The organism is Parageobacillus galactosidasius, from assembly GCF_002217735.1.
GTDB lineage: Bacteria > Bacillota > Bacilli > Bacillales > Anoxybacillaceae > Parageobacillus_B > Parageobacillus_B toebii.
Genome location: NZ_NDYL01000002.1, coordinates 215,822 through 228,933, shown reverse-complemented (window position 1 = coordinate 228,933; position 13,112 = coordinate 215,822). Strand labels below are relative to the sequence as shown.

The window sequence follows — 13,112 nt, the reverse complement described above, 5'->3', positions numbered from 1 at the left end:
CATTGGGCGCAACTCAGTCTGTTGAAGTGCCACTTGTGGCCACCTCCTCTAATGATTCTTGAGTCGCCATCTTGCTTGCAGCGGACTTGACAGCCTTCACGATATTCACGTATCCTGTACAGCGACAAATATTGCCGGAAAGTCCCTCGCGAATTTGCTCCTCAGTCGGCGCTGGATTTTCCTGAAGCAGTGCGTAGGAAGCCATTAGCATGCCTGGTGTACAGTAGCCGCACTGCAACGCATGCTCCTCCCAAAATGCTTTCTGCAACGGATGCATTTCGCCGTCTTTTTCCAATCCTTCGACCGTCAACACTTCACGCCCATCTGCTTGCACAGCAAATACGGTGCACGACTTAACGGCTTTCCCGTCCAACAACACTGTACAAGCACCACAGCTGGTTGTATCACAACCGATATGCGTGCCCGTTAGTTTCAGTTCATCGCGTAAGTAATAAGCCAACAGCGTACGTGGCTCAACATCTGATTCGTACAGTTGCCCATTGACCTTGACACGGATCTTCATTGGACCTCCACCTTTCCTTGCAACTCTTCCGCGATTTCGCGGAGTGCGCGTGCAGCAAACACACGTAAAAGATCCTTCTTATAGTCTGCGCTGCCCCGTAGATCACTAACAGGATCAGCATCTTCCGGCACAAGTTTTGAAATGTCCTCAATCGTCTTCGCTGTCAGACGTTCTCCGATGAGAGCTTCCTCTGCCTTAACAGCTCGCAAAGGGATCGGCCCGCAATTGCATATGCCGATGCCTGCCTCAGACACGCGACCGTCACTATCAAGAGCGACCTGCACAGCCAGCCCTGCAATTGCGAAATCGCCTGCTTTACGTTTAAGCTTCATATAGCGAGCGGCCACAGGTTTAGTTGGAATCGGCAGGTGCACCGCAACGGCAAGTTCATTTTCGTCCAGTGATGAGGCAAATGTATCCACAAAAAACTCGTCAATAGGAATCAACCGTTCTCCCTTCGGTCCCCGAGCTTCTACCACCGCATTTACAGCAATCATTGCAGTCCCCCAATCTGAGGCAGGGTCTGCGTGAACGAGCGAACCAACAACCGTCCCGAGGTTGCGAACCAATGGATCTGCAACCCAGCGGGCAGTGCGAGACAGAATCGGAAATTGTTCACGGAGTTCTGTCGCATGCTCCAATTCGGCTTGACGTGTCACCGCACCGATCCGCAATTTTCCGTTAACCTTGCTCCATCCTTTAAGCTCGTTGAGATTATTAATATCAATAATTACAGCGGGAGCCGCGACCCGTAATTTCATCATTGGTATTAAACTTTGGCCGCCCGCCAATACTTTGCCGTCATAGCCATACTCATCCATTAGGCGGATCGCTTCGTCGACAGATGTCGGTGCTTCGTATTTGAATGCATTGGGAAACATTTAGAAACCCCCTTTTGTCTAAATGACGAGAGCATTGTGAACAAGTCTTCTTTGGATGAACGCATTTCGCGCTTTCTCCAATTGTTGGATTCCCTCTCACCATCTCTCGTCTGACTAAGAATTTCGTTTCAATGTTTGAACTATCACTTGAATCTCCACATGACTAAAGCCGGCAGTTTCTGGCGTACTAGAGTTTTTTCTGCACCTATGTGAAAACGCTTACTATTGTTCCTCCAAGCTTTCCTGGACAAACATCCCACTGGTGTTTAGCGTTCTGTCGGCTCGGATCAAAATCGCTTTCCACTTCGTCGCCAATGACTTAAGTCACGAGCAGTCGTGGCATATAGATTTGTAAATGGTTCTGACCCGAACACAGCTAAACTGATCACCGCGCGTATTCTCTTAGTTACAAAAGAATGCGCTTTCATATTTCATATCACTTGAATCAACCTGCACATGAAGGTTTCAAACTGAACTATGATCCTTTGTTTTTTAATAAAGAAAGCGTTTATATCGATAGATAGAAGTAAATTGAATATGTGTATTAGCGATAGTAGCCTTAATGCAAGATATATTCGGTTTTAAATAAAATATTAACCCCCTTTCTGATGTCAAATTTTGTAGCTTCACTGTTTTGGTGATAAAGATTGCTCAAAACTTGTTGAAGGGATACATTCATTAACAATGAGGCAAGAATCTGAGGTGATCTTTGCAATTATTATTTATAGTAATAAATATTCAGAATTGTCAACTGTTTTAAAACAGTGTGAAAGTAATGTTTATTTAGCATTTAATCCAGAATCTTTGACTTCATCAAGTTAGCAGAGTTATTTTAGTAGTTTAACGACTGCGGGAAAGCAAGAACAACTTAGAGATGATCCAAGGTATCGATTCAAAATATAACGATGAGAATATTCAATAGAAAAAATAAAGTAAACGTGAAGTTGTTAGACAACCTAACTCTATTTCACACCCCTTTTGCTGACATTCCTTTTTATGTGAAGAATTTATCATCCTAATCCCATGCGGATAAATAAATGACTGACATGCCGCATCTGAAACTACTGCAAAGATAAATTATTACAATTGGGAATTCAAATGGTTGGTCAAAAAGGAGAAGAAAAATGGTTAGATCAAAAGGGGGAGAAGCGTCGAAAGACTTTTTAGGAATCCAGGGCGATATTTGGGATACAAAATGGGATATGTTATGTTGCTTGATCGGATCTATTGTTGCATTGCTCATCTTTTCTAAACTACATAACAGACTGTTAAAAAATGATGGGGCTTCCTCTAGGTTTTAACGGGTTTGGTGGAAATAAAATAAAACCCAATATCTCCAAAGTTTTTGCACAATAAATTTTGTAGCTATTGATAGAAAGCAACACGAAAAGGGTGTTTTCTCGACGAGAAAACACCCTTTTATTTGGGAGGGGAAAATAAGTAAATGAGTTTTCCTTCTATAAGTTGCTGAAGAGTACTCCATACACATTTCTTCTGATTTTTTGGATAATAATTGTTGCCGATCTAGCATCTTTCCCCTCTATCCATTCGCAGTATTGCTAAGCGTGGACAGAAGCAATGTGGTGTTAATCCCTTCTTTTTACTCTAGTTGGAGGCTGTGAATCATAGCCACCTATTCCCTCCCACTAACTCCTGTATAACGGGCGATCTAGCGCATATAATCGTCGATATCTTTCCTCACTTTTAAGCAGTTGTTGATGGCTGCCATCCATGGTGATTTTTCCTTTTTCAAGGAAAATGATGCGATCCATTTTCTCCACGCCCATCAAATGGTGCGTTACCCAAATGATCGTTTTTCCCTTCAGTGTATCGAAAATGGTAGCCAATAGGTTCGCTTCTGTGATTGGATCGAGCCCAACTGTTGGTTCATCCATAATGACTATCGGGGTGTTTTGCAATAATATCCGTGCTAGTGCTATTCTTTGCCGTTCACCGCCAGAAAAGCGAGAACCTGTTTCATGCATGTTCGTCTCATATCCTTTAGGCAATTGCATAATCATCTCATGCAATTGAACCATCTTGGCTGCTTCGTATACTTCTTCATCCGTTGCGTCCGGGTTGCCAAGGCGGATATTGTTCATGACGGATGTATTGAATAAATAAGGCTTTTGGTTAAGAACAGCCATTAATTTTGGAACAGCCGAACCCAACTCATGTACATTCATTCCATTTATGAGCACTTCCCCACGAGTCGGTACAAGCGCTCCTTGAATTAGTTTCAACAACGTTGATTTTCCGGATCCGCTGCGCCCGATAATGGCAATTTTCTCACCCTGTCTTATTTTTAAACTAAAATCGTCCAGCAGCGGTGTTTCCAAAGTATATCCAAATGATAAATGGTTTATTTCAATCGTTGCTTGAGATAAGTCCAACAACTCTTTCCATCCATCTGCTTCTATCTGAGGTTGAAAGGACTCTGCTTGAATGGCTTCAAGACGCTTTAATGAATCTTGATAGGATGATGTTTCACTAACAGCCCCTGCAATCGGTAAAAATGATTCTACTAAAGACAGTGCTGCAAGACCGCAAGCGGCAATTATTGTGGGCGAGAATTCTCCTCTTAGCGTTTGCTCATTGGCCCAATAGATGGCTGTAACGACAATGGCGCCAAGCACAATCTGATTCAGAACGTCCCGCCAATTCACAAACGAACGTTTCTTCGTTTCAAGTTCAAGCAGTTTTTGTTCTTGTGTTTCGTATTGCCGAATATAAGTCTTGTATTTCCCGCTGAATATCCAGTCGCTGATGCCGAAAATCGTATCGGTGAACTGTTGATAAAGTTGGTGTCTTCCCCTTTTCCATTGTTCATTTTTTGTTTTCATATAAATGTATGAAATAATTGGACCAACAAAAATCAACAACCCTATGAATACAGCCAGAAGAATGGCGAATGGAATCGAAAAAAGTCCTGCACAAATAATAACCACTGTGTAAATGACTAATGAAACAATCGAAGGAAACAGTATTTTTAAGTAAAAATCCTGCAAATGTTCAATATCATCGGCGAGTGCACCAAGAACGTCGCCTGTGCGTAAGCGGGAACGAAAAAACAATGCCTGCGGCTCAATGATTTTATATAAACGGACGCGCATTTCAGAAAGTATTTTCAAAATGAATTGGTGTCCCGTCAGTCTCTCCACATAGCTAAGCACAGCCCGGCCAATACCGAATGCACGGACACCGACAATCGGCACATAAACCATTAAAATGGATTCAGGTTGTGTCGCCGCTTTAGAAATTAAATAACCCGAAGTAAACATCAATGCTCCGCCAAAGAGAATGGTAAGCGAACCAAGAAAAATAGCCAACGCAAACAAGCCGCGATATTGACGCAAATAAGGGTAGATCCAATTCTTCATCAGATGCCCTGGTTACTAAAATTAAAATCGACACATCGCGATGGAACCAGGAAACATCGCTTGCCGCTCAGGAAACCCCTGAGTTCCATCAGGAAGGGAATTTCCCTTGTCATTCACCGACCGTGAAAGACACCCCGTGGATCGCGGTTAGCGACGGCGCCTGTCGTGCACCATTCCTTCCATCGGTCAGTACACGACAACGATTTTAGCAACCAGGTCTACACCTCCTTTAGTTGAAGTTGGTACTGATTCATCCAGCAGAATTTGTGCAAGATGTTCCATAACGACCATTCATGTTCTTGTTTGAAATTTTCGATTTTTTGTAACATCATGATTAAATATTGGCATTGTTTCATTCCGCTTTTCGATTGCTTGTAGGATTCTTCCATCGACCCTAACATGGCAATCAAATGGCGTTTCACTTTCGTTTTTATGGTATGCATGAGTTCTTTTGGCAATCGTTCACGATACCCTAATCCTCGTCTGCCAATCACCAAAGCGGCACTTTCATGGACGGATAACCCATACTTTTTCATATACTTGAATCGTCCGATGACGCTGGTATAGGCAGGGTTCACCTTTTTGACGCGAAACCCAAGCCTTAGTCCCCGGCGAAAGATCGTTTCCGACATCTTTTTCTTTTTGAAATGGTGGGTCAAGCGATTGAATCGTTTGTCCGTATCGTGCCGCTGTCTTAGTTGAATGTTTTCGATGACCACTGCCCCCACATTCTCTTGAAGCAGCCAGTCATACACATCTCGTACGGTTTCTCCAACGATGTTGTTTCGTTTATTCGCCCGCACATATTCGAGTTCATGGCAGTAAAACACTTTTGATTTGATGAAGTTTCCTTGTTTCGAAACGATGCTCACGGCGATGCGGTCAATGTTGATGTCAATTCCTGCGATTCGTTCCGCTTGAATCGGTTCATCATAGGCAAGTTCCCTGCCATATACCTCTTTTTCATAGATGAGATGAATGTAATATTCCCCGTTTTTGCGTTTGATCTCAACGGTATATGGTCGATATTCGATAATGGGCTTTCCTTTTGCATTCACTCCGACTTGTTCTCCCATGACGAGATCGATGATTTCCTCTTCATATTTTTCAGGAACAGACACAGGAAAGCGTAAACGGGGAGCGTGTTTCCCATTTTGTTGTTCCAGCGGGTTGGCGATTTCTACATACCATTGATTCGTGTTGTCGTCATACACGAGGCGAATATTTAAATTTCCTTTTTTGCTTTTATCCCCTCTGGCATACAACTGATTCGATCGTAAATCTTTCCATTCTTCGTTCGTGATTTTTCCTTTCAAGCGTTTGTAAAAGTTTTGTTTTCCGCCAAAAATCACACGTGGAATCGTTCCTTGGTCGAGATGGTGCTTTAGCTCGGCTTCTTTGGATTTCAGTTTTTCTAATCGTCGGTGTAATCCGTCTAAACACGTTGGAAGATCGACTTTTTTCGGTGTTTTTCTTCCATGTTGATACTCATCGATTTTCTTTTCGGTTTTTTCGATTTTCGCCCGCACATCTTCCAGCCTTATTGGAAGCAACTCACGTTGGGAAGAAATCAGCGATTGAGCCAGCATCACCGCGTCTTCGGCGTACCGTTTGTTGAGCTGAAATTGGCGCGGAAGGTGCTTGATGATGTCTTTGGCGTTCCTTCCTTCCAGCAAACGGTTGAACGCATATCGCTTCGCTGAACAAAAGACGCGCATCAACTCGTCTAATAAGTGAAGTTGTGTTTCATCATCGGAAACGATTTTCATCACCCGAACCGTTTTCATCCACTTGCCATCCCCCTATGTTTGGATTCTTTAGAACATATATTCGCCAAATCTTCTTCATTTCCTACATAATGAAGGGGAGATATTTTTTATCATAAGACAGGAGATGATGGAAAAGATGGAGAGCGTACATTCCTTCCTCAATGTCCAATAACAGGAGATCTTTACTTTTTTAACAAACTACTTATACCTCCATTTGTGTTTTAACAAGCTGATAATAAGTGGATTTCTGTCTTATTAACTGTTCGTGTGTTCCGATTTCCATTATTTTGCCTTGATCAAGAACAATGATTAAATCCATATCCAGCATCCAATGCAAGCGATGGGTGGCAAAAAATACGAGCTTGCCTTTAAACAATTGCAACATCGTCTCTTTTAATTCGTATTCTGTTTCAATATCAAGATGGGCAGTTGGCTCATCAAGCATGATGATAGGACGGTTGCTTAAGAATGCGCGTGCGAGGGCGATCCGTTGTTCTTGTCCGCCGCTTAGGCTCCGTCCACCTTCCCCTATGATTGTCTCAAGTCCCTGTGGAAGCGATCGAATCACTTCAGTAAGGCCCGCTCTCTCTGCGGCCTTCTCTACTTCTTTTACAGTTGCCTCTGGATGATAAAAACGAATATTGTTTAAAATGGTATCGTGAAATATATAAGGGTGTTGGGGAATATACGTTATTTGACTTTGCCAATTCAACTGAGATAAAGTCGTTAGCTTCTTGCCGTTTATCTGAAATTCACCTGATGTTGGTGTTAAAAATCCGCTTAAAATATCAATCAATGTGGACTTTCCTGCACCGCTGGCTCCAATAATTCCAATTTTTTTTGAGCCTGAAACAGAAAATTGGATATCTTGCAAAGCTGGACGACCGCTCTCAGGAAAATGTACACTTACTCCTTTAACCGAAAATGTACTTGTTGATTCCCAATGAGGGATTGGATCCTGTTTTTGCTGCAACGATTCTTTATCTAGGATTTCTTGAATCTTTTTGCCTGCTTCTTTGCCGTCAAGCGTCGCATGGTAATCGGCCCCCACCTCCCTGATTGGCAGGAAATACTCTGGCGCCAGGATCAGAATAGTCAATGCTGGATGCAGCTCCATCTTCCCGTTGATTAAATCTATTCCAAGAAAAACGGCGACGGTCGCTATGGAAAGCATTGTAAAAAAATCCAATGCAAACGAAGATAAAAAGGCAATACGCAAAGTTCCCATTGTAGCCCGTCGATATCTTTCGCTTACTAAAATAATTTGATTGATGTGCTGCCGGCTTAATCCCAAATATTTGAGTGTTTCCAATCCTCTCAAAGAATCGACAAAATGATTGGACAGCATTTGATAGGACTCATATTGGCGATCAGCCTTTATTTTTGCCGCCAATCCAAGCAAAATCATAAAGGCAATAAGTATCGGAACGGCTAGGGCTAAAATGACAGCAGAGCGGATATTGACAAAAAAGATAAAGATGCAGATCATGGCAGGGATAATTGCCGAATTCATCAATTTCGGAAGAATAAGCTCCAAATATCGTCGGAATTTCATAATCCCTTCCATAACCAAGGTGACTGTCTGTCCGGAGCCTTCTTCTTTTACAAAACGAGGGCCAAGTTGAAACAGTTTTTGCAACAATGATTCCCGGAACTCTTTACTCGTTCTGGCAGCAAAATGGTAGGCTATATTTCTTTTCCAAACGGTAAGCAGTTGGCGAACAACTAACGCAAGAAAGAAAATAATCAACTTTATAAAGACATTGGCAAACGAATCTCCCCCGAAAAGGGAGGAGATTGCGTCTGCCAAAAAATAAGCCTGAATAATAATGATAGCACCTTGAATAGTCGTTAATATCGCCAGCCCAGCTAAAACCGGCTTAATTCCTTTGTAAGAAAACAACGCCTTATCCATCAGTACGTTAAATGCTCCTTGTCAGATACTCGTTTGCGGAATACGTAATAGCTATAAATAGTATACCCTAAAACAAACGGTAAAATCGTTACGGCTACAATTGTCATTATTTTTAGGGAATATGCCCCGCTGGATGCGTTGTAGACCGTTAAATTAAAGGCTTTGTTCAAGGAGCTGACCATTACTCTTGGGAACAGTCCAACGAAAATCGATGATACCGTTAACACGATTCCAAGCCCTGTCATGGCGAACGCCATTCCTTCACGTTTATTGGAAATGAAAAAGTATGATAAACCAACAGCCAGAACAATTAATACGGCAATAATAAGCTCAAGGATAGGGCGCACCTCGAAAATATCTGTCATAGACCAAGAAAGCCCTACAAAGACGACAAGTGATGCAAATACGGCCAACACCAATTTTTTAGCCAATGCAGCCGACCGCTGTCTGATCTCTCCTTCTGTTTTTAAAGATAGAAAAGTCAAACCATGCAATAAGCACAATAATGTAATCGTTAAGCCGCCCCAAATGGAATAGATATTAATAACATCCGAGAACCCGGCTTCCATATTCATATCTTTATGGATCGGCACACCCTTAAGCATGCTTGTAAACAGAACACCTAGAAGGAACGGCGGCAGCATGCTTCCGAAAAAGATCACCCAGTCCCAAACATTCGTCCAGCGCGCATCTTCAACTTTGCGGCGATATTCAAAAGCAACGCCGCGTCCAATTAGGCTCAGCAAGACTGCCAGCATCAGTAAGTAATAGCCGCTGAACATCGTTGCATACCAGTGCGGAAATGCGGCAAAAATGGCGCCCGCTCCAGTGATTAGCCATACTTCATTCGCGTCCCAGAAAGGACCGATTGTATTCACCATTACGGTCCTCTCTTTTTGATCACGGGCAAGGAAGCGAGTCGACATTCCTACGCCAAAATCAAAACCTTCAAGAAAGAAAAAGCCGATAAAGAGTACAGAGATTAAGACAAACCAAATTTCACTCAATTCCATCTTAAACACCTGCCTTACTGAATGGATCTATGGATACCGTTGAATTTGCATCTTGATGTTCTATCGGTCCTCGTTTAATTTCGCGAACCATCAAATAAACCATCACGCCTGCAAGAATCGTGAATATCAGTGTGTACATAATGATGGAAAATAAAACGGTCCCTGCAGAAACATTTGGTGATACAGCGTCAGCTGTCGTCATCAATCCAAATACCGTCCATGGCTGACGACCCACTTCGGTCATGATCCATCCGAAAGTGTTTGCCAAAAACGGAAATGAAATAGCAGGAACTAGGATTTTCAAGAACATACTGCTTTGCTCAATTCGTCCCTTTTTCCACAGATACAGACCAATCATCGATAACAATATCATCGCTGTACCAAGGCCAACCATTAAACGGAAGCTCCAATACGTCGTCTTGACTGGAGGAATATAATTTGTACCTTCACCAACGATTGGATCGTATTTTTCCGCATATTCAGCTTGGAGAGTTTTCATTCCTTTTAAGCTGCCTTCAAATTTAGAATAAGATAAATAGCTTAATGCATAAGGAATGTTTAGTTCAAACTTATTTTCTTGTTTTTCTGTATCAATCAAGGCAAATACTGACCATGGCGCAGGATCAGGCGTATCTTCCCAAATCCCCTCTGCAGCTGCCATCTTCATTGGCTGTGTTTTTACAAGATATTGCGCTTGGGCATGTCCGGTGAAAGCAGTCCCCAAACTGCCGATGAAACCAATGATTAAGGCGATATTCATGGATTTTTTGTAAAAATCAACATGTTTCTTTTTTAATAGATTATAGGCACTTACACCAGCAATGAAGAATGCTCCAGTACACAATGCACCTGTGATGACATGAGGAAACTCCACCCATAATTGTCCATTCGTTATAAGCGCAAGAAAATCAACCATTTCCGCCCTGCCATTTCTAATTTCATAACCAACAGGCACTTGCATGAAGGAGTTTGCCGTTAAAATCCAAAAACCGGAAAGCATAGACCCAATAGATACAAGCCAAATGCTTGCCAAGTGCACTTTTTTAGGCAAACGATCCCATCCAAAAATCCAAAGGCCAATAAAGGTAGATTCCATAAAGAAGGCAAGCAATGCTTCAATGGCTAGGGGGGCCCCGAAGACGTCACCGACAAATCTAGAATAATCCGACCAGTTCATCCCAAATTGGAATTCCTGAATAATTCCTGTTACAACCCCTACGGCAAAATTAATCAGGAACAAATGTCCCCAAAATTTCGCCATTTTTTTATAAATCTCATTTTTCTTCACTACGTATAATGTTTGCATCAAAGCGATAATAAATGCTAGACCAATGGTAAGCGGCACGAAGAAAAAGTGGTAGATTGTAGTCAAAGCAAATTGTATCCTTGCCAACATTACTGGATCCATCGTAGTTCCTCCTTTAAGTTAAGTATTTCCTCGGAATTGGCCTGAGGCGATGTTATGTTCATAATTTCACATAACTAACTATATGTTCAAAACTTCACATAACTAGCACTTACCCCATCGCATTCCTCCCTTAAGAATTCATTAGAGCATGATCTGAGGTGATATCATGTTCATAAATTCACAAAATTAAACATTATTAACATGAGTAACATAAAAACTGTACAAAAAACTGGCTACTTTCCGAAGTGACAAAAACAAATCTATTGAACGAGAAACTTACCAATACTATAACAAAAAAACGATCATAAATTCTTTGACAGTTTGACAAATGTGTTACAAAATTACGACGAAATTCGTAAAAGATCTTATACATATATTAAAAATCGCTATAAAAAGCAGAAGTTGGCATCATTGATGGAACAGTTATCCATAAATAGATGATTGACAGGGGGCAAGTACATAATCACATTTGAAAGCGAAACATATAGTACTGGTACCAAAAGAAAAAAGAAGGAAATATCCTTTTAAAATCTTCCCGATCTAAAAATCGAATATAAAAGCCAGCAAAACATTAAGGTAGCGACGCAAAAGCCAATCTCGATCGCCGGAATTTTCCACAATAATGTCGATTGTCTTCCCATCGACGAGCCGATAATAATGCCAACCATAATGATGCTGAAGGAAAGCAAAACAATGCTAAACGATAAACGATTACTGATTTGGTCTAATTTTCTCAATAGAAAATCCAGGTCAGGGATGCCGATCTCCAGGCGTACTTTCCCTTGATTCATCAGTCTCGTTAATTCTTTTATATTTTTCGGCAAATCCACAAGCAGTTCCCCATAATCGGAAAAGCGTTTCCATGCCATTTCTGCTACGTTTTTCGGCCGCATCCGCTCCTTTAGCAGCTGGCGGCCAAACGGTTCGGCAAAGTCGATAATACTAAAGTCGGGATCCAATTTTTCCACGATCCCTTCCACCGTCAATAGCGCCTTCCCTAACAACGTTAAATCGCTTGGGATGCGGATCGAGTGGCGAAATGCAACATGAAGCAAATCCTGAACCGCCTCGCCGAGACTGACTTTGCTCAACGGAATATGATAATATTTTTCTCTCAATTGCTCGATATCTTCACGCAGCTGGCTTACATTTACCTCATCCGGCACCAAGCCCATATCTCCGATCGTTTTCATGACTCCATCGGTGCTTTGGCGCATCAAAGCGATAATTAAGGAAGATAAATGATATTTCATTTCTGGAGTGATTCTCCCTACCATGCCGAAATCAATGAACGCAATCACGTCTCCCGACAAAGCTAACACATTTCCCGGATGGGGATCTCCATGAAAAAAGCCTTCCATAAAAATTTGCTGGAACATTCCCTTCGCCAGCCGCTCCGCTAGAATTTTTAAGTTATAGCCGTGTTGTTTCAGCCGCTCAAGTTCCCCGAGTTTGATACCTTCTACATATTCCATCGTCAGTACTTTTTTTGTTGAATAGTCCCAAAACACTTTTGGCACATAAATAGTTGGATCGCTTTGAAACTGTTTGGAAAATTTCTCGGCATTGCGCGCCTCTATGGTGTAATCGAGCTCTAGACGAAGCGATTTCGATAGCTCGTCCAATATATCACGTATCTGATATTGCTCCGCCCACTCCAAGCGGCGTTCCGCAAGAGCGGTCAAATCTTGAAGAATTTCCAAATCTGTTTCTATGACCGATGCGATATGCGGCCGCTGAATTTTCACCGCTACCCTTTCACCGGAATGAAGGACCGCTCGATGAACTTGCCCGATCGAGGCAGCGGCAAGCGGAACTTCCTCAAAAGAACGAAAAATATGGTCCAGCTCTTCCCCCAACTCCTCCTCGATAATGCGGCGAACATCGGCAAACGAAAAAGGCGGGACTTGATCTTGCAATTTTTCCAGTTCACGAATAATGTGTTCTGGAATTAAATCGGGGCGCGTGCTAGCCAGCTGACCTAATTTCACGAAGGTCGGGCCTAGTTCCTCGAGCACAAGGCGGATGCGCTCGCCAATCGTTTTTTCATCCTTCTTTTTGCCTACACGCAGCCGTTGCGGAAGGGAAAGAAACTGGGAAAAGCCGATTTCCTCAACCACCATTTCAAAGCCATGGCGGAGCAATGCAACAGCGATATCGCGATAACGGCTTATATGGCGCATTCTTTTTCCAATCAATCCGTCCAGCCCCCTTAATGGACAT

Annotated in this window: 8 protein-coding genes and 1 pseudogene; 1 reads left to right on the top strand and 8 read right to left on the bottom strand. The window is 42.4% G+C overall.

Translation table 11 applies throughout. The annotated features are described in order from the left end of the window. Positions 1 to 13 precede the first annotated feature (13 nt). Both B9L23_RS10430 and B9L23_RS10425 read right to left on the bottom strand, forming a co-directional pair. Positions 14 to 523 (bottom strand): (2Fe-2S)-binding protein, encoded by a 510-nt coding sequence (locus B9L23_RS10430; RefSeq protein WP_062754077.1) that lies wholly within the window; start codon positions 521 to 523, stop codon positions 14 to 16. Then, a complete protein-coding gene (locus B9L23_RS10425) occupies positions 520 to 1,404 on the bottom strand; it encodes an FAD binding domain-containing protein (protein ID WP_062754079.1) in 885 nt (294 codons plus the stop codon). The genes B9L23_RS10430 and B9L23_RS10425 overlap by 4 nt, the downstream gene beginning before the upstream one ends. A 1,133-nt stretch (positions 1,405 to 2,537) precedes the next feature. Here B9L23_RS10425 and B9L23_RS10420 point away from each other — a divergent pair. Continuing rightward, positions 2,538 to 2,705, top strand: a pseudogene (locus tag B9L23_RS10420) (DUF2238 domain-containing protein); the annotation flags it as partial. 345 nt (positions 2,706 to 3,050) lie between these two features. Here B9L23_RS10420 and cydC read toward each other — a convergent pair. The 6 genes from cydC to B9L23_RS10390 form a co-directional block, all read right to left on the bottom strand. Next, positions 3,051 to 4,784, bottom strand: a complete 1,734-nt coding sequence (gene cydC, locus B9L23_RS10415; protein ID WP_081188674.1) for a thiol reductant ABC exporter subunit CydC — start codon at positions 4,782 to 4,784, stop codon at positions 3,051 to 3,053. Positions 4,785 to 5,002: 218 nt separating this feature from the next. After that, positions 5,003 to 6,571, bottom strand: a complete 1,569-nt coding sequence (locus B9L23_RS10410) for an IS200/IS605 family accessory protein TnpB-related protein (protein ID WP_089097609.1) — start codon at positions 6,569 to 6,571, stop codon at positions 5,003 to 5,005. 184 nt (positions 6,572 to 6,755) lie between these two features. Next, positions 6,756 to 8,468 (bottom strand): thiol reductant ABC exporter subunit CydD, encoded by a 1,713-nt coding sequence (gene cydD / locus B9L23_RS10405; protein WP_081188675.1) that lies wholly within the window; start codon positions 8,466 to 8,468, stop codon positions 6,756 to 6,758. Beyond that, positions 8,468 to 9,481 carry a cytochrome d ubiquinol oxidase subunit II gene (cydB, locus tag B9L23_RS10400; RefSeq protein ID WP_089097608.1) on the bottom strand — a complete coding sequence of 338 codons (1,014 nt, stop codon included), beginning with the start codon at positions 9,479 to 9,481 and terminating at the stop codon, positions 8,468 to 8,470. Before cydB ends, cydD begins: the two co-directional genes overlap by 1 nt. A 1-nt stretch (position 9,482) precedes the next feature. Then, on the bottom strand, positions 9,483 to 10,889 hold the full coding sequence (locus tag B9L23_RS10395; protein ID WP_062754088.1) for a cytochrome ubiquinol oxidase subunit I: 1,407 nt from the start codon (positions 10,887 to 10,889) through the stop codon (positions 9,483 to 9,485). A gap of 524 nt (positions 10,890 to 11,413) precedes the next feature. After that, positions 11,414 to 13,087, bottom strand: coding sequence for an ABC1 kinase family protein (locus B9L23_RS10390; RefSeq protein WP_081188677.1), 1,674 nt, complete (start codon positions 13,085 to 13,087; stop codon positions 11,414 to 11,416). Positions 13,088 to 13,112 lie beyond the last annotated feature (25 nt).